Origin of the sequence: Streptomyces caeruleatus (assembly GCF_001514235.1) — a bacterium.
Taxonomy (GTDB): domain Bacteria; phylum Actinomycetota; class Actinomycetes; order Streptomycetales; family Streptomycetaceae; genus Streptomyces; species Streptomyces caeruleatus.
The window spans coordinates 220,764-242,110 of sequence record NZ_KQ948934.1; the positions used below are offsets into that span (position 1 = coordinate 220,764).

A 21,347-nucleotide genomic window follows, 5' to 3' on the forward strand; every position below is an offset into this window, starting at 1 on the left:
CCATGCGTCCCGGTGTCGTCGCCCTCGCGTCCGCGTCCCTGCTCGTGCTCGGCGCCGCGCCGGGTGAGGGACCGCCACGGCCGCTGCCCGCACGCATGGCCGACACCGGGGGTGGCACCCAGCTGATCACCGCCGTGGCACCGGGGCCGGGCTCGACCTCCGGCATCGTGACCTGGTGGAACCGGCTCGACGGGACGTGGGTGAAGGCCGGTTCGGCGTCCGCCCGCTTCGGCGCGAAAGGGCTCGTCGAGGGGGCCGGGCGCAAGCAGGGCACCAACACCACGCCGACCGGGCTGTACGGGCTGCCGTACGCCTTCGGCATCAAGGCGGCGCCGCGCGGGACGGCGTACGAGTACCGCCGGGTGCGCAAGAACTCCTGGTGGTGCCAGGACACCGGCTCCCGCGCCTACAACCGCTGGACCGAGCCACGGGCACGCGACTGCCGGGCCGCCGAGTCCGAGCATCTGGTCTCCTACGGCTCGCTCTACTCGTACGCGCTCGTCATCGGGTTCAACTACGAGCGGCCGGTGAAGGGCCGCGGCGCCGGGATCTTCCTCCATGTGAAGGGGCGGGGGGCGACGGCCGGCTGTGTGTCGGTGTCGCGGGGCGCGATGCGCCGGATCCTCAAATGGGCCGATCCGGGGCGCAAACCGCACATGGCGATCGGGACGGCGAAGGGGCCGACGGCCATCACCCGGTACTGAGCGCGCACCACTGAACACACGGACCTCCCCGCACGTATCTCAGGGCCAAGGGACCACGCCCAACACGCACCCCCCTTGCCCCGTCCCCGGAGGAACCGTGACCACCACGCTCGCAGGCGGCCGTGCCGCTCGCCGCCAGACGATGCGCCGTATCCGCCCGCGCCGCTCCCCGGCCGTACCGCTGGTGATCGCCCTGTGGGCGGGCGCGGCGGCGGTACTGTGGCTCTGGTGGGACAACACGCCGTCCCTCGCGGACAACACCGCGAAGATCCTCGCCGCGGGCCGGATCACCGGGCTGCTCGCCGGCTATCTGATGGCGCTCGTCGTGCTCCAGATGGCCCGGGTGCCGGCGCTGGAGCGGCGGGTGGGCTCGGACCGGGTCGCCCGCTGGCACGCGATGAGCGGGCGCTACACGATCTGCCTCGTCATCGCGCATGTCTTCCTCACCATGTGGGCGTACGCGCTCCAGGCCGGCAAGACCCTGAGCGATGTCGTGCAGCAGACGATCGACTCGGTCAACACGCTGCCGGACATGGGCAAGGCGGCCATCGGCACCGGGCTGCTGTTCCTCATCGCGTTCCTCTCGATCGGCGGCATCCGCCGCATGATCGGGTACGACACCTGGTACCACGTGCACCTGCTGACGTACGCCGCCGTGTACCTGACGTTCTGGCACCAGATCACCACCGGCAACGAGTTCGCCGTCGAACCCACCGCGAAGACCTTCTGGTACGGGCTGTACGGCATCGTGACCGCGCTGGTGCTCTGGTACCGGGTCATCACCCCGATCCGGCTCAACCTGCGGCACCGGATGTACGTCGAGGCGGTCATCGAGGAGACGCCGGGCATCGTGTCGGTGCTGATCGGCGGGCGCAAGCTGCACCGGATGGGGGCGGAGGCGGGGCAGTTCTTCCGGTGGCGGTTCAAGGCGCCGGGGATGCGGTTCAGCTCCCACCCGTACTCGCTGTCGGCGGCGCCCCGCCCGGACATGCTGCGGATCACGGTCAAGGCGATCGGCGACCACACGTCGCGGCTGCGTGACCTGAAGCCCGGCACCAAGGTGTGGGCCGAGGGGCCGTACGGCGCGATGACGGCCCAGCGGCGCAGCCGCGGCAAGGTGCTGCTGGTCGCCGGCGGTGTCGGCATCACGCCGATGCGGGCGCTGTTCGAGACCCTGCCCGGCGCGTCCGGTGACATCACCCTCCTCTACCGGGCGAACAGCACCCAGGACCTGGCGCTGTGGGACGAGCTGGCCAAGATCGCCGACGAACGCGGCGCCCGTCTGATGTACGCGGTGAACAGCCCGGACGGCGAGCGGCCCGACATCTCGGCGGAGCGGTTGCAGCAGAAGCTGCCCGACATCGACAAGCACGACGTCTTCATGTGCGGGCCGGCCGGCTTCGCGCAGTCCGTCTACGAAGCACTGCGCGGCGCGGGTGTGCCCGCCCGCCGCATCCATCACGAGTCGTTCGAGATGTGAGCGACGGGACTCAAAAGACTTCAGGAGCTGTAGGAGCGATGAGGAAGAGTCACCCCATCCGGCGTGTCGTGCTGGCCGGCGCCGCCACCGTGTCCGGGATCGTGCTGCTGCTGTCGCTGAAACCGGCGTCCGACCCGGGTTCCGCGCAGGCGGCCGGCATCGGCGCACCGCCGGCGGCCTCGGCCCAGGGCGGCGCCCAGGCGGCGGCCACCGGCACGTTCACCGGTGACGCGGCGCAGACCCAGTACGGGGCCGTGCAGGTACGCCTGAGCGTGGCCAACGGGAAGATCACCAAGGCCGAGACCGTCCAGGCTCCCCAGGGCGGCCAGAGCGACCAGATCACCGCCAACGCCGTACCCAAGCTCAACCAGGCGGCCGTCACAGCGGGCACCGCCGACATCGACGCCGTGTCCGGAGCCACCTACACCAGCGCCGGCTACAAGAAGTCCCTCCAGTCCGCCCTCTACAAGGCACAGGCGAGCGCCGGCTCGTCCCAGGGGTCCGGGTCCGCCCAGGCCGCCACCGTCACCGGCCACGCCGTCCAGACGCAGTACGGCGCGGTCCAGGTCCGTATCACCGTCAACGGCGGCAAGATCGCCAAGGCGGAGACGGTCCAGGCCCCCAAGGGCGGCCAGAGCGACCAGGTCACGGCAAACGCCGTACCGAAGCTCAACCAGGCAGCCGTGGCAGCGGGCACCGCCGACATCGACGCCGTGTCGGGAGCGACGTACACCAGCGCCGGGTACAAGGAATCCCTCCAGTCCGCCCTCGACAAGGCGCAGGCCGGCGCCGGTGCGTCGCAGGGCTCCGGGTCCCAGGGTTCGGGCGCAGCGCAGGCCCGTACCGTCACCGGCAAGGTCTCCCAGACGCAGTACGGCCCGGTCCAGGTCCGGGTCACGGTCGCGGGCGGAAAGGTCACCAAGGCCGAGGCGGTCCAGACGCCCAAGGGCGGGCAGAGCGACCAGGTCACCGCCAACGCGGTGCCGAAGCTCAACCAGGCAGCGGTGGCGGCCGGAAGCGCCGACATCGACGCCGTGTCCGGAGCCACCTACACCAGCGCCGGCTACAAGGAATCCCTCCAGTCGGCACTGGACCAGGCCGGTGGCTGACACGGTGGCGGAACCGACAGAAGCTCCCGCCGCGGTACGTCATGCGGAGGAGGTCATGGGGACGGTCTTCTCCTTCGACGTCCGCGGCGGGGACCCCGGTGCCGTGCGGTCGGCACTGGAAGACGCGGTCGCCGGACTGCACCGGGTCGACGAGGTGTTCAGCACCTACCGCGACGGCAGCCAGATCTCCCGGCTGGCACGCGGTGAGCTGACCGTCGACGAGTGCGATCCGGAGGTCGCCGAGGTGCTGGAGCTCGGCGCCGAGGCCGAGCGGGCCAGCGAGGGCTGGTTCAGCACGTCGTACGAGGGCCGCCTCGATCCGACCGGCATCGTCAAGGGCTGGTCCGTGGAACGCGCGGCACGTGCCCTTGCGACGGTCCCCGGTGTGACCGGCGTGAGCCTGAACGGCGGCGGCGACGTCCAGCTGCTGGGCGTACCCGGCCCCCAGCGACCCTGGCGGGTCGGCGTCTCCGACCCCCTCCGCCCGGGCGGCCTGGCTGCCGTGATCTCCGCCGCCGGCCTGTCCGAACTGGCGGTCGCCACTTCCGGCACGGCAGAGCGCGGCGCCCACATCGTCGACCCCCGCACGGGCCGCTCCGCGGTGACGGACCTGGTGGCGGTGACGGTCGTCGCCCCGTCGGTGACCTGGGCGGACTGCTGGGCGACGGCGGCTTTCGCGATGGGTTCCAGGCAGGGGTTGCGCTGGCTGGAGTCGTTGCCGGACGTGGAGGCCCTGCTGATCACGGCGGGCGACGAGGTGAGATGCACAGGCGGCCTGGCATCTCGGCTCGGGTGAGTCACCCAACCCAGGGGCGCGGGGAACTGCGCGACCAGCCGCAACGAACCCGCAGTCGGCGACTTACCTCCGCCACCCCTCTCAGTGGCCGTTCTGCGCCAACCGCAGCAAATGATCGGCCAGAGCCTGACCCCCCGTGGGGTTCCGGCTGATCAGCAGCAACGTGTCGTCACCGGCAATCGTCCCCAGGATGTCCTGCAACTCGGCCTGATCAATGGCCGAGGCCAAGAACTGCGCGGCCCCCGGAGGGGTCCGCAGGACCACGAGATTCGCGGAAGCCTCCGCGGAGATGAGCAGTTCCTGCGACAACCGCCGCATCCGCTCCTCCTTCGCCGACTCTCCCAGCGGCGCCCGAGGCGTACGAAACCCGCCCTCACTCGGCACCGCGTAGATCAGGTCACCGTCGTTGTTGCGGATCTTCACCGCGTTCAGCTCGTCCAGATCCCGGGAGAGCGTCGCCTGCGTGACGCTCAGCCCGTCGTCCGACAGCAGCTTCGCCAACTGACTCTGTGACCGCACGGGCTGCCGGTTGAGGATGTCCACGATCCGGCGGTGGCGTGCGGTACGGGTCTGCGGCACGGCAGGCCCGACGGCCCCGTTGTGCTCGTGGTCCTGCGCCTGACTCATCGTCGTCTCATTCCCCGGTCATCCGTCCCCGTTGGCCCGATCAAGGATGCCGGGAAGGGCCTGAAGAAGCGCCTCCACTTCGTCGTCGCCGAGGTTCAGCGGCGGCATGAGCCGTACGACATCGGGGGCGGGCGCGTTCACCAGGAAACCGGCGTCCTGAGCCGCCTGCTGCACCTTGGCGGCGTGCGGCTCGGTGAGCACGATACCCAGGAGCAGTCCCGCGCCCCGGACATAGTCGATCAGCGGGTGGCCCAGCGCCTCGATCCCGTCGCGCAACTTCTCGCTCTGCCGCTTGACGTTCTCCAGCAACCCGTCGTTCGCGATGGTGTCCAGAACCGCGAGGCCCGCCGCGCACGCGACCGGGTTGCCGCCGAAGGTCGTCCCGTGGTGACCGGGCTGCAGCAGCTCCGCGGCCCGCCCGAAGGCGACCGTGGCGCCCAGCGGCAGGCCGCCGCCGAGCTGCTTGGCGAGGGTGACGACGTCGGGCAGGACGCCCTCGTGGGCCTGGTACTCGAACCAGTGCCCGGTACGGCCGACGCCGGTCTGCACCTCGTCGAGGACGAGGAGCGCCCCGCTCGCGGCGGTGATCGCCCGCGCGGCCTTCAGATAGCCGGCCGGCGGCACGACGACTCCGAGCTCGCCCTGGATCGGCTCGATGATCACGAGGGCCGTCTCCTCGGTGACGGCCGCGGCCAGCGCCTGCGCGTCACCGAACGGCACATGGGTGACGTCGCCGGGCAGCGGCAGGAACGGCTCCCGCTTGCCGGGCTGCCCGGTCATCGCGAGGGCGCCCATGGTGCGGCCGTGGAAGCCGCCCTCGGTGGCGACGACGTGGGTGCGCCCGGTCAGCCGTCCGATCTTGAAGGCGGCCTCGTTGGCCTCGGCGCCGGAGTTGCAGAAGAAGACCCTGCCGTCCCGGCCGAAGAGCTGCAGGAGCCGTTCGGCGAGGGCGACGGTGGGCTCGGCCATGAAGAAGTTGGAGATGTGACCGAGGGACGCGATCTGCTTGCTCACGGCCTCGACGATCGCCGGGTGGGCGTGGCCGAGCGCGTTGGTCGCGATCCCGCCGACGAAGTCGAGGTACTGCTTGCCGTCCGCGTCCCAGACCTTCAGACCCTCGCCGCGCACGAGAGGGAGCCGCGGGGTTCCGTAGTTGTTCATGAGCGAGCCCTGCCACCGCTGGGCGTACTCCTGGTTCCCGGTCATTCCGCGTCCCCCTCGGCTACGTCCGGCACGACCATCGTGCCGATGCCTTCATCCGTGAAGATCTCCAGCAGGATCGAGTGCTGGACCCGGCCGTCGATGACGCGGGCGGTGGTGACGCCACCCCGCACGGCGTGCAGACAGCCCTCCATCTTCGGCACCATGCCGGAGCTCAACTCCGGCAGCAGCTTCTCCAGTTGGCTGGCGGTGAGGCGGCTGATCACCTCGTCGGAGTTGGGCCAGTCCTCATAGAGGCCCTCGACGTCCGTGAGGACCATGAGGGTTTCGGCGCCCAGAGCAGCAGCGAGTGCCGCAGCCGCCGTATCAGCATTGACGTTGTAGACATGCCCGTCGTCCTCGGAGCGGGCGATCGACGAGACCACCGGGATCCGGCCGTCGGCCAGCAGCGCCTCGATCGCGCCCGTGTCGATGTCGGTGATCTCGCCGACCCGCCCGATGTCGACCAGCTCGCCGTCGATCTCGGGCTGGTGCTTGGTGGCGGAGATGGTGTGCGCGTCCTCGCCGGTCAGGCCGACGGCGAGCGGGCCGTGCTGGTTGAGCAGGTTGACCAGCTCGCGCTGGACCTGTCCGGCCAGCACCATCCGTACGACGTCCATGGCGTCCTCGGTGGTGACCCTGAGGCCCGCCTTGAACTCGCTGACGATGCCGTGCTTGTCGAGGGCGGCGCTGATCTGCGGGCCGCCCCCGTGCACGACGACCGGCTTGAGACCGGCGTGGTGCAGGAAGACGACGTCCTGGGCGAAGGCGGCCTTCAGCTCCTCGTCGATCATGGCGTTACCGCCGAACTTGATGACGACCGTCTTGCCGTTGTGCCGGACCAGCCAGGGCAGTGCCTCGATGAGGATCTGGGCCTTGGGGAGCGCGGTGTGCTTGCGCGCGGGTGAGTTGCTCATGACGAGTACGCGCTGTTCTCGTGGACGTAGTCGGCGGTCAGGTCGTTGGTCCAGATCGTGGCGGTCTCCGAGCCTGCCGCGAGGTCGGCGACGATGTGCACCTCGCGGTAGCGCATGTCGACCTTCTCGCGGTCCTCGCCGACGCCGCCGTTCTTGCACACCCACACGCCGTTGATGGCGACGTTGAGCTGGTCGGGCTCGAAGGCGGCGGACGTCGTGCCGATCGCGGAGAGGACGCGGCCCCAGTTGGGGTCCTCGCCGTGGATGGCGCACTTGAGGAGGTTGTTGCGGGCGATGGAGCGGCCCACCTCGACGGCGTCGTCCTCGGTCGCGGCGTTGACCACCTCGACCTTGATGTCCTTGCTGGCGCCCTCGGCGTCCCGGATCAGCTGCTGGCCGAGGTCGTCGCAGACGGTCCGTACGGCGGCCGCGAACTCCTCGTATCGCGGGGTGACTTCGGAGGACCCGGAGGCGAGCAGCAGCACGGTGTCGTTGGTGGACATGCAGCCGTCGGAGTCGACGCGGTCGAAGGTGACCTTGGTGGCGGCGCGCAGGGCCCGGTCCAGGACGTCGTTGTCGAGGTCGGCGTCGGTGGTGAGGACGACCAGCATGGTGGCGAGGCCGGGGGCGAGCATGCCCGCGCCCTTGGCCATGCCGCCGACGGTCCAGCCGTCCTTGGTGACGACGGACGTCTTGTGGACGGTGTCGGTGGTCTTGATGGCGATGGCGGCCTTCTCGCCGCCGTGCTCGGAGAGCTGCGCGGCGGCGGTCTCGACGCCGGGGAGGAGCTTGTCCATGGGAAGGAGGACGCCGATGAGACCGGTGGAGCAGACGGCGATCTCGATGGCGCCGCGGCCGAGGACCTCGGCGGCCTTCTCGGCGGTGGCGTGGGTGTCCTGGAAGCCCTTGGGGCCCGTACAGGCGTTGGCGCCGCCGGAGTTGAGGACGACGGCGGAGACCTGGCCGCTCTTCAGGACCTGCTCGGACCACTGGACCGGCGCGGCCTTCACGCGGTTGGAGGTGAAGACACCGGCGGCGGCGCGGCGGGGCCCGGTATTGACCACGAGGGCCAGGTCCGGGTTGCCGTTCTCCTTGATCCCGGCGGCGATGCCCGCCGCCGTGAATCCCTTTGCTGCCGTCACGCTCACGGCGCAACTCCGATCGTCGTCAGTGCGGTGGTCTCGGCGAGACCCAGGGCGAGGTTCATGCTCTGGACGGCACCACCGGCGGTGCCCTTGGTCAGGTTGTCGATGGCGCTGATCGCGATGATCCGGTTCGCGGCGGCGTCGTACGCGACCTGCACCTGAACGGCGTTCGAACCGTAGACGGACGCCGTGGCGGGCCACTGTCCCTCCGGCAGGAGGTGGACGAAGGGCTCGTCGGCGAAGGCCTTCTCGTAGGCGGCGCGCACGGAGTCCGCGGTGACACCGGGGCGGGCGTTCGCGCTGCACGTGGCGAGGATGCCGCGGGGCATCGGGGCGAGGGTCGGCGTGAAGGAGACGGACACCCGCTCCCCCGCCGCGCCGCTGAGGTTCTGGATCATCTCGGGCGTGTGCCGGTGGCCGCCGCCGACGCCGTACGGCGTCATGGAGCCCATGACCTCGCTGCCCAGCAGGTGGGGCTTGGGCGCCTTGCCCGCGCCGGAGGTGCCGGAGGCGGCGACGATCACGGCGTCGGGCTCGGCGAGGCCGGCGGCGTAGGCCGGGAAGAGGGCGAGCGAGACGGCGGTCGGGTAGCAGCCGGGTACCGCGATGCGCTTGGACCCCGTAAGCCGAGCGCGGCCACCCGGCAGTTCGGGGAGGCCGTACGGCCAGGTGCCGGCGTGCGGGGAGCCGTAGAACGTCTCCCAGTCGGCCGCGTCCTTCAGCCGGAAGTCGGCCCCCATGTCGACGACGAGGACGTCCGGGCCGAGCTGCTCGGCGACGGCGGCGGACTGTCCGTGGGGCAGGGCGAGGAAGACGACGTCGTGTCCGGCGAGGACCTCGGTGGTCGTCTCCTGGAGTATGCGGTCGGCGAGGGGCAGCAGGTGCGGCTGGAGCGCGCCGAGCCGCTGTCCCGCGTTCGAGTTGCCGGTCAGGGCCCCGATCTCGACCTCGGGGTGCGCCAGGAGCAGACGCAGCAGTTCCCCGCCCGCGTATCCGCTCGCTCCGGCCACTGCCGCACGTACCGCCATGGAATCCTCCTCCTAGATGGCATGACTATACGTTTCGCTGCACGTTTATGCAATCTTGGCTGGATACCGCCGCCCACCCGGCGCGGCGGGCACGGAAAACCGGCTTTGTCCGTGTCATGTCCATGAGCTAGTGTCCCCGGGCACGTGTCAGGGGATCACAGCAGGTGGGGGACATGGCCGAAAAGATCGGCTCGCCCGAAAAGGGCCACAACGCTTGGGGGCAGGCCGTCGCGGCCGTGGCGTTGTTCGCGGCACTCGGGGGCGGTCTGTGGGCGTCCGAAGTGGCGTCCGGGAACGGGAGCAGTGGCCCGTCGGCCGCCAGCTGCTCCGACGACAAGGCCGACGAGAAGCCCGGGAAGGCGACGGGCCGGGTGACCGGAGCGCAACTGTGCGAGGCACTGCTGCGGCCCGACCTCGCGGAGCTGCTGGGCACACCGACGGAGACCGCGAAGACCGCCTTCGGCAATGACGGCTCCGTCGGACTCGAAGGCGGCAAGAGCACTCCCATGCCCACGGCCGAGGTCGAGTTCGACACCTACACCGTGACGCTGTCGGCCACCTACGACGACCTCCCGGTGACCGCGTCCTATGAAGTACTGGGATGGGACGAGACGCAGCGCACGGTGCTGGGCCGTCCGGCGGTTCTGTACTCGAACCGGACCATCAGGATCAACTTCCGCCTCGACGGTGGCGACGCGCAGAGCGGTACCGGCGTCCCGCTCCGTTCCCTCATGGTCGCTCAGGACACCAAGGACAGCGGCGGCTCCTACGACGTGACCCTGTGGCGCGCGGACGGCATGGTGCCGGACGACGCCGTACTGCTCCGGGTCGCCGAAAAGGTGCTGCCGACGGTCCCGGGGTGGACCGCCGGCAGCTGAGCGCCCCGGGCGCCCTTACCTCTGCTTGATCCGCAGGAACGTGACGGAGTTCGCCGGGAAGGTGTACGTGAACTTGGCGGCCACGCCCCGGAAGGTGGACGTCACCGGGGTCACCGGCGTGTCCGTCTCGGTGTTCACGGCGTCCTGGTCGGCGGCCAGCGTGGTCACGCGGGCGGTGGAGGCGACCTTGGCGCCGCCGAGGTCGACGGCCGTACGGGCCTCGGCGGACTGGGCGTTGACGACCTTGACGATCAGGTCACCGGTCCTCGCGTCCTCGGTGACGACCTGGCGGAACGGCTCGGCCGGCTTGTCGTCGGTGAAGCTGCCCCACTCCTTGCCGTCGAGGAGCAGGGTGACCTGGCGGCCGCGCACCTTGATGTCGATGTCGTAGGCGCGGCCGGTCTCGATCGACCCGGGCTTCGTCATCAGGGTGCCCTTGCCGCCGTCGACGGCCTGCTCGATCGCGGACTGGGTGTTGTTCCAGCCGCCCAGGTTCCACCAGTAGTAGTTGCCGGTGTCCTTGACGCCGAAGGCGACGAGGAAGCCCTCCTTGCCGGACTTCTTGGTGGCCTTCACCTGCAGGTCGTAGTCCTTCCAGGCCGGGTCGCCCGCCGTGACCAGGGTGTTCTCGGCTGCGGCGTCGGTCTGCACGTACTGGCCGTCCTGGATGCTCCAGCTGCCCGCGCCACTGTGCGTCCACTTCGAGGCGTCACCGGAGAAGTCGTCGCTGAGCAGCGTCGAGCCGTCGGCCGAGGTGACCTTGACGTCGTCGTACGCGGCGCTGGTCGCCCATGTGGACAGGCCGACGGCGCCGGTGATGGGGCCGCTGACGTTCGGCGTCGTGGTGGCCTTCGAGGGGACGACACGGGCACCGACGTTGTTCATGAACAGCCTCTGGACCTCGTAGTTGGCCGAGTTCCAGGAGGCGCGGTTGTTGAACCAGATCATGTCCGGCCGCCACTGGACGTAATCCTCGTTGGCGAGCAGCGGGGCGTACGAGGCGAGCTTGACGACGTCCGCGTTGCGCTCCAGGCCGGTCATGAAGGCGGCTTCGGAGAGGCCGTTCTTCCAGGCGTTGCCCTGGGAGGCGTACTCGCCGAGGAAGACCTTGGGGCCGCTGCGGTCGTAGGAGTCGTAGCGGTCGTTGTTCTGGAGGAACCAGTTCGGGGTGTTGTAGTAGTGCTCGTCGACCATGTCGACGTTCGCCTCGCGGTTCAGCTTCCAGGCGGTGTCGAAGGTCGTGCCGGAGTCGTCGGGGCCGGAGTTGGAGACGACGGTGATGTCCGGGTACTTGGCCTTGATGGCGGCGCGGAACTGCTGGAACCGCGCGAAGAACTCGTTCGGGAGGTTCTCCTCGTTGCCGACCCCGAGGGTGGTCAGGTGGAAGGGCTTGGGGTGGCCCATCTGTGCGCGCACCTTGCCCCACTTGGAGGTCGCCGGGCCGTTGGCGAACTCGATGAGGTCGAGCGTGTCCTGGATGTGCCGCTTGAGCAGCGCCTCGTTGTCGGTGGCCTTGTTCTGGCCGCAGCCGGTCACCAGGGCGGGGACGACGGGCAGCGGCATGGCGCCGATGTCCTCGGAGAAGCGGAAGTACTCGTAGTAGCCGAGGCCGTAACTCTGGTTGTATCCCCAGAAGTTGGCGTTGGTGGCGCGCTGCTCGACCGGGCCGATGGTGTCCTTCCACTGGTAGCTGCGCTTGCGCTGCCAGCCGGAGGCCTCGCTGTAGTCCTCCATCGAGCCGGTGTTGACCAGGCAGCCGCCGGGGAAGCGCACGAAGCCCGGCTTCAGCGCGGCGATCTTCTCGGCGAGGTCCTTGCGCAGACCGTTCGGCTGGTTCTTGTAGGTGTCGCGCGGGAACAGCGACACCTCGTCGAACGCGGCGGCTCCGGTCGAGGCCACGGTGAGGCGGCCGCGGTTGCTGGTGCGGGTCGCGGTGAAGCTGGCCCTGTACTTGGCCCAGCCGCCCTTCACGGCCACCTGGCGGGCGGTGGCGAGCGTGCCGGCGGCGTCCTTCAGGGAGACGGTGAGCGTGGTGCCGCTCTCGGCGCGGGCCCATACGGAGAAGTCGTACTTCTTGCCCTGGTCGACCCGGATGCCGGTGTTGTATCCGGCGTTGGTGACGGCCGAACCGGCGCCCAGGGAGAGGTAGTTGCGGTTGCGTTCGTTGAGCCGGCCGGCGTCGTTCACGACCTGGGCCGTGCCGCCGACCGTCCAGGACGTCAGGGGCGTGTACGAGCCGTTGTCAGCGGTTGAGTACTCGAAGGACCGGTTCTGCACGAGCTCGGCGTACAGTCCGCCGTCCGCGGCCCGGTTGATGTCCTCGAAGAAGACGCCGTACATCGTGTCGTCGATCGTCGCGCCCTTGGCGGCCGGGTCGACGGTGATCGCGTAGTCGGTGACGTCCTCGGCGTGGGCGGGCGACGGGATGAGACCGGCTGCCACCAGGAAGGCGGTGGCTGCGAGGCCGAATCTCCAGCGGCTGGAATTGCGTGGCATGGATACTCCGCGGCTCGAAGTTCGAAATATCAAACGCTGATCAGCACTTCGAACGGCAAGATAGGGAGGGTGATCCGGAGCGTCAACGGGTCGCGCGGGAACGAAATTGCCGGAAGCGAGGAGCGGATGGGCGAGTTCTGGCCAGTACCGGATGCGCTGACGTATCTGGCCGGGGGCTGGCGGGTCGAGCGGTCGGTGCGGGATCTGGCGAGCGGGGAGGAGGGGGAGTTCTCCGGTACGACGGTTTTCGGCCCACTGGAGGACGGGGGCCTGCTGCACCACGAGTCAGGCACTTTCCGCTGGCGTGGAGTCCCGCGCCCCGCCGAGCGCACCCTGCGCTTCCTCCCGGGCGGCTCACCCGGCACGGCGGACGTCCACTTCGCCGACGGCCGCTTCTTCCACGACCTGAACCTGACGACCGGCTCTCACGTCACCGACCACCCGTGCTCGGCCGACCTCTACCGGGGCGAGTTCACCGTCCGGGACGAGAACCACTGGCGGACGGTGTGGCGGGTACGGGGGCCGGCGAAGGACCTCCTCCTCACCACGGACTACGCCCGCGAGGGCTGAGTGGGCGCCCCGTCGAGGCGGAGGTTCCAACGGCCCGCGTGGCCGGTCACGGTGGTGGTCGACAGGGGGCGTACGTCGATGTTCCAGTAGGTGGCGGGGGGTGCCTTCAGCGCGTAGACCAGGGCGGCCCGGATCACGGACGGCTCGGCCACGGCGACGATCCGGCCGCCGTCCTCCACGGGCCGCGTGTCGAGCCATCCGCCGACCCGGCCGATGAACGCGAGCAGGGACTCCCCGCCGTGCGGCGTGCCGCGCGGGTCGGCGAGCCAGGCGTCCACCGCGTCCGGTTCCCGGGCCATCGCCTCGCCCAGGGTGAGCCCGCGCCAGCGGCCCATGTCACAGTCGCGCAGGGCGAGTTGGACGAGCGGCGCGTAGCCGAGGGCGTCGCCGGTGGCGCGGCTGCGCGGGGTCGGCGAGCAGTAGCGCAGCTCGGCCGCCGCCAGCGGCAGCAGGTCGCGCGCGACGCGCTGGACCTCGTCCCAGCCGGCCTGGTCCAGCGGCCGGTCGTCCTCGAAGCGCTCGGCGAGCAGCGGGGAGCTGCGCGCGGCGGCGACGAACGTGACCCGAAGCGACATGCGGCGATGGTGTGTCGCGAAGGTGCGCAGGTCAAGAGGCGTTGTACAGGCGTGACCGAGGGTGGACGGAGCTTCACTGGAAGTAGAGCGCCATCCATTGGTCGGGGTTGTCCAGCCTTGCGAACCCGAGCTTCTCGTAGACCCCGTGCGCGTCCTGCGTCGCGAGCAGCATCCGCCGCAGGCCGTACGGCCGCAGATGCTCGCGCACCGCCGCGACGAGCGCCGTCCCGATGCCCTTGCCGCGCACCGACGGGTCGACGTACACGTCACACAGCCACGCGAACGTCACCCGGTCCGTGATGACCCGGGCATACGCCACCTGCTCCCCCGAAACCGCCTCGTACACCCCGAAGTTCAGCGACCCCTCGATCGCCCGGTCCTGCTTCTCCCGCGCCCGCCCCATCGCCCAGTACGCGTCGGTGGACAGCCACCGGTGCACTCGTTCGGCGTCGATGCGCCGGACGTCGGTCGAGATCTCGTAGCCGTCGGCGAGGGGCAGGGGCAGGGCGTCGGTCATGCGGCGAGATTCGCAGGCCGGGGCGGCGGGCGTCGAGCGGTTTTCACACCCGGTCGGGACGACGGCCGCGGACGTCGGCCGAGTTGCCCCGCAGCGCAGCCCTCGCCGCGCCCCGCCCCGCCCCGCGGCTAGCGCACCTCGTCCCACGCCCCCCGCAGTCGCCGCACCCCCTCCACGATCTCCCCGGCCCCGGCCACCGCCGCGAAGCTCAACCGCAGGTGCCCCGCCGGGGGCTCGGCGCTGAAGTACGGGCGGCCGGGGGTGATCGCGACGCCGGTGCGCAGGGCGGCCGAGGTCAGGGCGGGTTCGTCGGTGCCGTCGGGCAGGCGGAGCCAGAGGTGGTAGCCGCCGGACGGGATGTGCGGGAGGGAGAGCTCGGGCAGGTGCAGGCGCAGGCCCGCGGTCATGACGTCGCGGCGGGCCCGGAGTTCGGCCGACAGGGTCCGCAGATGGCGGGGCCAGGCGGGCGAGCCGACGAGTTCCAGGGCCGCCTCCTGGAGGGGGCGGGGCACGAAGAAGGTGTCGACGACCTGGATGGCCCGCAGCCGTTCCAGCACCGGTCCGCGCGCGGTGAGGGCACCGACCCGAAAGCTGGGCGAGGTGGCCTTGGTGAGCGAGCAGACATGGACGACGACGCCGTCGGGGTCGTCGGCGGCGAGCGGACGCGGCAGCGGACCCGCGTCCTCGTGCACCAGGCGCCGTACGAAGTCGTCCTCCACGACGAAGGCACCGGCCTCGCGCGCGATGCGCAGCACCTCCGGGCGGCGCTCGGGGGCGAGGACCGCGCCGGTCGGGTTCTGGAAGAGCGGCTGGCAGACGAAGACGCGGGCGCCGGTGGCGCGGAACGCGTCGGCGAGCAGGGCCGGCTTCACCCCGTCCGAGTCCACCGGTACGGGCACCGGGCGCAGTCCGGCCGCGCGGGCGATGGCCAGCATGCCGGGGTAGGTGGGCGACTCGACCAGTACCGGCGCGCCGGGCGGGGCGAGCGCACGCAGTGCGGTGGTCAGCGCGGACTGGCCGCCCGCGGCGATCAGCACCTCGGCGGCGGTGACGGTGCCGCCGATCTCGCGGGCGAACCACTCGCGCAGCTCGGGCAGTCCGTCCAGGGGCGGCCTGCCCCAGGCGCCGGGCCGGCGGCCGGCCCGGGACAGCGCCGCGGCCATGGCCTTCTCGGGCTGGAGCAACGGGTGGGGGTAGCCGCCGCTGAACTCGATCACTCCGGGCGGCGGCGTGGCGAGACAGACGGTGACGCCGGAGGCGTCCACGGTGCGCGGTACGACGTCGGCGGCACCGTCGGCGCTGAGGGCGACCTCCTGCCAGGAGGTGTCGCCCGCCGCCGCGAGCGGGGTGCGCGGCCGGGCGCGGAAGGCGCCGGCGCCGGGCCGGGTCACCACCAGCCCCTCGGCGGTGAGCTGCGCCAGGGCGCGCGAGACCGTCACCGGGCTCACCCGGAACCGCTCGACGAGCGACCGGCTCGACGGGAGCTTTCCACCGGGCGAGTAGCGGTCAAGTTCTCTTCGCAGCTGTTCCGCCAGGTCAGCCACGCTGCTACGCTCTTGCATGAGAACACAGAGTAGCGCTATCGCCCCGACTGGGATAGCGGTCAGCGGTCGCCCCGGCACCTCGTTCGGCACGCTCCAGGCCGCCCTCGGTGTCGCGGCCTTCTCCCTCACCTTCCCCGCCACCGCCTGGGGCCTGGAGGGCTTCGGCCCCTGGTCCCTCGTCGCGGTGCGCAGCGTGCTGGCCGCGCTCATCGCGGGCGGTTGTCTGCTGGCGCTGCGCGTACCGCTGCCCGCCCGCCGGCACTGGACGGGTCTCGCGGTGGTCGTCGCCGGTGTGGTCTTCGGCTTCCCGCTCCTCACCACGCTGGCGCTCCAGACGTCCACCACCGCGCACGCCGCGGTCGTGGTCGGCCTGCTCCCGCTCACCACCGCGCTGTTCTCGGCGCTGCGCGTCGGCACCCGCCCGTCACGCACCTTCTGGATCGCGGCCCTCGTCGGCGCCGCCGCGGTCGTCGCGTTCACCGTGCAGCAGAGCGGCGGCACCCTGACCACCGCCGACCTGTACCTCTTCGGGGCGCTGCTGGTCTGCGCCGCCGGCTACACCGAGGGCGGCCGGCTGGCCCGGGTCATGCCGGGCTGGCAGGTGGTCGGCTGGGCGCTGGTGCTGTGTCTGCCGCTGAGCGTGCCGGCCGCCGCGGTGGCGCTGTCGTACGAGCCCATCAAGCTGACCTGGCACGGCGTCACCGGACTGCTGTGGGTCGCGGCGGGTTCGCAGTTCCTCGGTCTGGTCGTCTGGTACCGGGGCATGGCGGCGATCGGCATTCCGAAGGCCAGCCAGTTGCAGTTGGCCCAGCCGCTGCTCACACTGGTGTGGTCGGTGCTGCTGCTGGGCGAGCACCTGACAGTGGCCGCCCCGCTGACGGCCGCGGCGGTGCTGGTGTGCATCGCCGTGACCCAGCGGGCGCGTGGCTGAGCGGGCCCTGACGACCCACTTCCAACCACCGCTCCACGCCGTAGACTCAAGGCCACGGACCGCTGCTCCCGCACCTGGTGAGGAGGACCGACAGATGCGTGCAACCGTGGGCGACCAGCTTGTCCAGCACGGCAGGGTGGTCGGGCAACACGACAAGGTCGGCGAGATCGTCGAAGTCATGGGCCAGGAGGGCAACCCTCCGTACCGCGTCCGCTTCGAGGACGGGCACGAGGGCCTGTGCTCCCCCGGCCCCGACACCGAGATCCGTCACAGGGACACGATCAAGTAGCTCGGCGCGCAGTTCAGCGCGGGGGAATCGCCGGCTGCGCGTAGTGGTCGGCGACGACCCGTGCCATGGCCCCGATCCGGTCGGTCGCGACGTCCTTCGCGGCGAAGTAGACGTGCCCGCAGACCTCCGCGTGCTCCTTGGTCAGCGTGAGGTGCCGGGACAGCTCGGCCGGTTCCTGCCAGGCGGCGGGCTGCGCCGGGTCACCGGCCTTGTACAGCGCCTCACCGACGTACAGCTTCGTCCTGCTGCCCCGCGCGACCTCCGACCACCAGGGCACGAGCTTGGCGTAGTCGGCGGCGGCGAAGCCGATGTTCCAGTACAGCTGTGGGCACGTGTATCCAGTGTGACAACGCCGTTAGGCTTGGCGCATGACGACAGCGACGGTGAGCCTTGAGCACGCATGGACCGACAGCGAGCTGTCCGACCTCGCGCACCTCAAGGCCGTAAACGAACAACTCCCGGAGGACTCTCCGCGCGCGCTGCTCTCAGTGCGCCTGTCCGTCCTGACCGATGACACCACGTCTCCGGTGCGCCAAGAGCTGGATCTATGGCGTAAGGCGAATGACGACAGGGTCAGGGTTGTGGGTGTCGCCAGGGACCTGAACGTCTCGGCTACGAAGGTCCCGCCGTGGAAACGCAAGGAACTGGGACGTTGGCTCAACGACCGGTCCCCGGAATTCGACGTCCTGATGTTCTGGAAGCTGGACCGTTTCGTCCGCCGCATCCTGGACCTACAAGTGATCATCAATTGGTGCCAGGAGTACGGGAAGAACCTCAAGTCACTTCATGATCCCATCGACCTCTCCAGCACTATGGGCAAGACAATCGTCTCGCTCATCGCTGGCATGGCGGAGATCGAGGCCGCGAACACCGGCGTTCGGGTTGCTTCCTTGTGGCAGCACGCCAAGACGCAAGACGCCTGGATTATTGGCCGACCCTCATATGGATATGTGACAGCAAAAGGCAAGGACGGGAAAGTTCGCCTCGCGATCGACCCTCTCGGCCATAAGGTTCTGCGGTGGGCGTACGGGGCGGCATTGCGCGGTGTCTCCGCATCGAAAATGGCCAAGGTCCTCAATCGCGCGGGAATCCCGGGAGCCAACGGCGGAAAATGGACCTCAACCACAATCTTGATTCAGCTTCGCAATCCAGCGATCAAGGGTGTGCGCGTTGAAGTCGACGGGAGGTCTGGACGGAATCGCTCGAAGGAGGTTCTCGACTCAAAGGGAAACCAGATCAAGGTCGCGAAACCCATCCTGGACCAGGAGGAGTTCAACAAGCTACAGCACGCCTTGGACCGCGCCAGCAGAACCAATGAGAATCCCTGGACTCCGGGGGCAACCAAGTTCCTCGGCGTCATCGTGTGCCGCAACTGCAAGGGCAACTACACCGTACGAACGTCCACCAGTCGCGGAGTTCGGTACAAGTACCTGCGCTGCCGCGTATGCGGGGGCAAGGGAACAAAACCGGAAGAGCTTTACGCGGCCCTCGTAGAGGCGGTACTGGAAGAACTTGGGAATCACCCCGTTGAATACAGGGAATATGCCCGAGGCGCAGAAAATCGGGATCAGCTCCGCCAAGTAGAAGCATCTATCAAGTACTACATGGAAGGACTCGCCCCAGGAGGGCGGTTCGACCGAGGAGGATTCGTCAAGGAAACCGCCGAGGAAACCCTTCAGTCACTGCTCAATCAGCTGGACGAAATCGACCCAGAGAGCACCAAGGACAGGTGGGTTCTCACTCATGGCGGTCGCACATATCAAGAGCAGTGGGAGACCGGCGGCATGGAAGCCATGTCTCACGATCTCGCGCGTGCCGGTATCAAGTTCGAGGTGGGATACAGCGAATCCAATGAGCTTGAGGCGGACCTGCTGATTCCCGAGGACGTGAGAGAGCGACTGGTAATCCGAGAGGACGCCTTTAAGACTGGTTTCTGAGAATTCAGAGAAACCCCGACCTCGGAGAGAAGTCGGGGTTTCTCCATATCAGGACGTCTTTACGCGGACAAGTGTCCGTGTTCCGTCCTCACTTACTCGGTACACACGTACCGTCACGTGTTCACGCCACTCGACGGCTCGCGGGGCTGAGATCTCATCGCCGGGCTGCGATTGCCTCCATTTCCTCGTGTCACTCACAGCCACTCCCCCCACTGCTGAGCGTCTTCCCATGCCTCTCTGGCCAGTTGGCGGTTCATGGCGTGGTCTTCGGCTATGCCGACGGCGAAGTCTGATTCGGCAGGGGTGTAGCCGGATCCGGCGAAGCGCCAGGCGGATTCCGTGACCGTGTCCGCTCCCGGCGGCGGGCCGCCCCGTCGGTGGTCGGCGCGGTCGGCACGCAGTGCGCCGTAGGTGGTGGAGTAGCGGCGGGATTTGGTGAGGATGTGGCCCCGGTAGCCGAGGCTGTGAGCCCACCTGCGCAGCCGAAGATGTTCCAGTTCGGCCAGGCTGCCCAGGCGCCAGCAGGTGGTCATTAGTGCCCGTATGTGGGCGGTGACGACGGCCGCGCGGATGTCGTCCGGGGTGGTGATGCGGTAGTCCAGCCCGGCGCCGGTTTCGGCCGCCCCCTTGGTGACGTACTTGGCCACATATCCGGCGACCGCCGACCCTGACGGCCCGTCACTATCGGGGGTGGGATGGATGGGTCGCGCGTCGAACTGTCCGCCCCAGCCGAGCTGTTCGGTGCCGTAGGCGTCCGACTCGGGGACCGTGACGAAGGTGGACGCCGCCGCACGTGTGACGGCATCGGTCAGCAGCTCTTCACTCGCCCAGGAGGCGGGGGCCGATGCGGGGCCGTCCGGGCCGTCGAGGCGCACCACGCCGTGGAAGTGGATCGCCGCGCGCTTCTGGTACTCGGCGACCTTGGCGAAGGACACCACCAGGTGCTCACGGAGCTTGGAGCGCGGCATGCCCCCGGCTGAGGCCAGGCGTCGCCGCACGGCGGTGGTGAACAGGTTCCACAGCCGCCCGGCGTGCGCGTGCCACAGCACATGGCCCACGTAGTCGTAGCAGTCCGGGCACAGCGGCAGCCCGACCAGGCGGTCATCCTCGCCGTGGATACGTCCGCAGCCCAGGGGCCTGCCGTGCTCGCACACCGGACCATCCCGGCGCGGGCGGCAGCGCGTGCCGTCGAGGGCGTGGTGCACCGGTCCGAACGAAGGGGCCGTCAGGGTCACGAAGAGACGGGGACGCTCCGTCACCGCGCCGGGCACGCCCTTGCCGCCCGAAAGGCCCGCACGCACCAGCTGATAGGTGTCCCCGGCGTGCAGGTATGAGCACGTCGGGCACACCGAGACGCGCCGGTTGCCACAGCGCACCGCCAGCCGCTCACCGGGCTCGTCGGCGGTCGAGTAGGAGGAGACCACCTCACCGGTTCCAGGGTTGAGGGTGAGCGTGGAGCCGGACAGATAGATGGGGTGCGCGCATCCCCCGATGGCCTTGATCTGTGCCAGCCAGCGCGAGAACTTCGGATCGTTGACGAGCCGGGTGAGGTCACGATCGGCGTCGGAGAGCAGCCGCAGGCTCCGTTCCCGCTCCGGGTCGGTGGAGCGGTTCTGCGGGGTGGTCACGTCGCGTGAGGGGTTGAGCACAGGCACCTCCAGAGCACAGACCCATCCACTTATCCGGATGAGTCGGGATGGAGATCGTCACCCATCGACGCCTCAAGGTCAACCACTTATCCGGATGAGCGTGCGCCCAGTCTGGATGCGGTGATCTCGCGTGAGCTGGGCAGCCGGTTGCGTCGCGGGCTGTGCTCTCATCGGGATGCGGAGCAGACGTAGGTGGGGAGCATGTGGCGTAAGTTGTCTTCACTTCTTTGAAGGCGCGCCTTCGGCGCGCCGCCGGGGCGGCTTGCCGCACCCCGGCCCGGCATGCGGCCTTCGGCCGGTCCGGTCCGGGGCGCCGCCGCCCCGGCGCGCGGACCAGGGCGACGCCATGAAGTGAGCCAACTTCCCCACAGCCCGCCTCACTCGCTCTGTTCCCGTGGACTCAGGCCCGTTGCTCACGGCTTCCAGCACCACGGCCACCGACCGGACCACGGCGCCCTCACCGGCCAGCACTCACCCCAGCTCCGGCCAGACATGCTCGCCCTCATGCCCCGCGAACAGGCCGCACGCATCGTCCATGTGGTCCTCATCCCCAGGCCGGTACACCGGGCACGTCTCACGCATCTCCACCCCGGAGCGCCACGACACCCAGGTCATACGGCCCGATTCATCCTGGGCCTCCACGATCCCCGCCGTATGGTCCGAACTCTCGTGTCCCGCCCGCAGTTCGCACCGCAACACCAACTTCAAGTCGATGTCCAACTCCACTCCCGCCAGGCGGCACGCCGAGGTCTGCATCTGCGGCGGGGGCGCGAACCAGTCATCACAACGCTTCATACACACCTCACTGAGCGAACGAACACAGCCATGCCCCACGCCGACGCGACGGGGGAAAGACACACCCTCTGGGCTGGGGGCCGACGGCCTACGAGGCTTTAGGCAGCCACCATGGAGCGAGCCTCTAAGAACAGGGGGCCGATCGGGCTATTGCGGGCAG

20 protein-coding genes and 1 pseudogene are annotated in these 21,347 nt (G+C 69.6%); 9 read left to right on the forward strand and 12 right to left on the reverse strand.

Features of this window, described 5'->3' with window-relative positions:
• Nucleotides 1–2: 2 nt before the first annotated feature.
• The 4 genes from AQJ67_RS30990 to AQJ67_RS31005 all read left to right on the forward strand — a co-directional run bounded on the left by AQJ67_RS30990 (nt 3) and on the right by AQJ67_RS31005 (nt 4,089).
• Entirely contained in the window at nt 3–704 is a 702-nt protein-coding gene (locus tag AQJ67_RS30990) for a L,D-transpeptidase family protein (protein ID WP_062722648.1), read from the forward strand.
• A gap of 97 nt (nt 705–801) precedes the next feature.
• Nucleotides 802–2,184, forward strand: coding sequence for a ferredoxin reductase family protein (locus tag AQJ67_RS30995; RefSeq protein WP_062722649.1), 1,383 nt, complete (start codon nt 802–804; stop codon nt 2,182–2,184).
• A gap of 38 nt (nt 2,185–2,222) precedes the next feature.
• Nucleotides 2,223–3,293, forward strand: a complete 1,071-nt coding sequence (locus AQJ67_RS31000; RefSeq protein WP_062722650.1) for an FMN-binding protein — start codon at nt 2,223–2,225, stop codon at nt 3,291–3,293.
• Between the two features lie 55 nt (nt 3,294–3,348).
• A complete protein-coding gene (locus tag AQJ67_RS31005; protein WP_062722651.1) occupies nt 3,349–4,089 on the forward strand; it encodes an FAD:protein FMN transferase in 741 nt (246 codons plus the stop codon).
• A gap of 81 nt (nt 4,090–4,170) precedes the next feature.
• Here the strand turns inward: AQJ67_RS31005 and AQJ67_RS31010 are convergent, their stop codons facing one another.
• From AQJ67_RS31010 to argC, 5 genes are read right to left on the reverse strand one after another with little or no spacing between them, the layout of a single operon-like run.
• A complete protein-coding gene (locus AQJ67_RS31010) occupies nt 4,171–4,716 on the reverse strand; it encodes an arginine repressor (protein WP_062722652.1) in 546 nt (181 codons plus the stop codon).
• Nucleotides 4,717–4,734: 18 nt separating this feature from the next.
• On the reverse strand, nt 4,735–5,922 hold the full coding sequence (locus tag AQJ67_RS31015) for an acetylornithine transaminase (RefSeq protein WP_062722653.1): 1,188 nt from the start codon (nt 5,920–5,922) through the stop codon (nt 4,735–4,737).
• Nucleotides 5,919–6,833, reverse strand: a complete 915-nt coding sequence (gene argB / locus AQJ67_RS31020) for an acetylglutamate kinase (protein WP_062722654.1) — start codon at nt 6,831–6,833, stop codon at nt 5,919–5,921. Before argB ends, AQJ67_RS31015 begins: the two co-directional genes overlap by 4 nt.
• Nucleotides 6,830–7,981, reverse strand: coding sequence for a bifunctional glutamate N-acetyltransferase/amino-acid acetyltransferase ArgJ (gene argJ, locus AQJ67_RS31025; protein WP_062722655.1), 1,152 nt, complete (start codon nt 7,979–7,981; stop codon nt 6,830–6,832). The genes argB and argJ overlap by 4 nt, the downstream gene beginning before the upstream one ends.
• A complete protein-coding gene (argC, locus tag AQJ67_RS31030; RefSeq protein WP_062722656.1) occupies nt 7,978–9,006 on the reverse strand; it encodes an N-acetyl-gamma-glutamyl-phosphate reductase in 1,029 nt (342 codons plus the stop codon). Before argC ends, argJ begins: the two co-directional genes overlap by 4 nt.
• A gap of 173 nt (nt 9,007–9,179) precedes the next feature.
• Between argC and AQJ67_RS31035 the strand changes: the two genes are divergently transcribed.
• Nucleotides 9,180–9,884: a DUF6215 domain-containing protein gene (locus tag AQJ67_RS31035; protein ID WP_062722657.1), complete on the forward strand. Its 705-nt coding sequence runs from the start codon at nt 9,180–9,182 to the stop codon at nt 9,882–9,884.
• Between the two features lie 15 nt (nt 9,885–9,899).
• On the opposite strand, the gene AQJ67_RS31040 is transcribed toward AQJ67_RS31035, so the two are convergent.
• Nucleotides 9,900–12,380, reverse strand: coding sequence for an alpha-L-arabinofuranosidase C-terminal domain-containing protein (locus AQJ67_RS31040; protein WP_062722658.1), 2,481 nt, complete (start codon nt 12,378–12,380; stop codon nt 9,900–9,902).
• Between the two features lie 126 nt (nt 12,381–12,506).
• Here AQJ67_RS31040 and AQJ67_RS31045 point away from each other — a divergent pair, with 126 nt between their 5' ends.
• Nucleotides 12,507–12,950, forward strand: a complete 444-nt coding sequence (locus tag AQJ67_RS31045) for a DUF6314 family protein (protein WP_062722659.1) — start codon at nt 12,507–12,509, stop codon at nt 12,948–12,950.
• Here AQJ67_RS31045 and AQJ67_RS31050 read toward each other — a convergent pair.
• From AQJ67_RS31050 to AQJ67_RS31060, 3 genes are all read right to left on the reverse strand, one after another.
• Nucleotides 12,932–13,525: a histidine phosphatase family protein gene (locus AQJ67_RS31050; RefSeq protein ID WP_062722660.1), complete on the reverse strand. Its 594-nt coding sequence runs from the start codon at nt 13,523–13,525 to the stop codon at nt 12,932–12,934. The two genes, AQJ67_RS31045 and AQJ67_RS31050, sit on opposite strands and share 19 nt — an antisense overlap.
• 73 nt (nt 13,526–13,598) lie before the next feature.
• Nucleotides 13,599–14,042, reverse strand: coding sequence for a GNAT family N-acetyltransferase (locus AQJ67_RS31055; protein ID WP_062722661.1), 444 nt, complete (start codon nt 14,040–14,042; stop codon nt 13,599–13,601).
• A 128-nt stretch (nt 14,043–14,170) separates the two neighbouring features.
• Nucleotides 14,171–15,604: an aminotransferase-like domain-containing protein gene (locus AQJ67_RS31060; protein ID WP_062722662.1), complete on the reverse strand. Its 1,434-nt coding sequence runs from the start codon at nt 15,602–15,604 to the stop codon at nt 14,171–14,173.
• Here AQJ67_RS31060 and AQJ67_RS31065 point away from each other — a divergent pair.
• Both AQJ67_RS31065 and AQJ67_RS31070 read left to right on the forward strand, forming a co-directional pair.
• Nucleotides 15,603–16,517: a DMT family transporter gene (locus AQJ67_RS31065; protein ID WP_062722663.1), complete on the forward strand. Its 915-nt coding sequence runs from the start codon at nt 15,603–15,605 to the stop codon at nt 16,515–16,517. The two genes, AQJ67_RS31060 and AQJ67_RS31065, sit on opposite strands and share 2 nt — an antisense overlap.
• Before the next feature lie 94 nt (nt 16,518–16,611).
• A complete protein-coding gene (locus AQJ67_RS31070; RefSeq protein ID WP_048581170.1) occupies nt 16,612–16,806 on the forward strand; it encodes a DUF1918 domain-containing protein in 195 nt (64 codons plus the stop codon).
• A gap of 13 nt (nt 16,807–16,819) precedes the next feature.
• Here AQJ67_RS31070 and AQJ67_RS31075 read toward each other — a convergent pair.
• Nucleotides 16,820–17,143 (reverse strand): annotated as a pseudogene (locus AQJ67_RS31075) (hypothetical protein); the annotation flags it as partial.
• Nucleotides 17,144–17,174: 31 nt separating this feature from the next.
• Here AQJ67_RS31075 and AQJ67_RS31080 point away from each other — a divergent pair.
• Nucleotides 17,175–18,743, forward strand: a complete 1,569-nt coding sequence (locus AQJ67_RS31080) for a recombinase family protein (RefSeq protein WP_062722665.1) — start codon at nt 17,175–17,177, stop codon at nt 18,741–18,743.
• A 194-nt stretch (nt 18,744–18,937) separates the two neighbouring features.
• Here AQJ67_RS31080 and AQJ67_RS31085 read toward each other — a convergent pair whose 3' ends face one another.
• Together AQJ67_RS31085 and AQJ67_RS31090 are read right to left on the reverse strand one after the other, a co-directional pair.
• The gene (locus AQJ67_RS31085) at nt 18,938–20,323 is read right to left on the reverse strand and encodes a replication initiator (protein WP_062722785.1); all 1,386 of its coding nucleotides are present in this window, start codon (nt 20,321–20,323) and stop codon (nt 18,938–18,940) included.
• 540 nt (nt 20,324–20,863) lie between these two features.
• A complete protein-coding gene (locus AQJ67_RS31090) occupies nt 20,864–21,187 on the reverse strand; it encodes a hypothetical protein (RefSeq protein ID WP_159058855.1) in 324 nt (107 codons plus the stop codon).
• Nucleotides 21,188–21,347 lie beyond the last annotated feature (160 nt).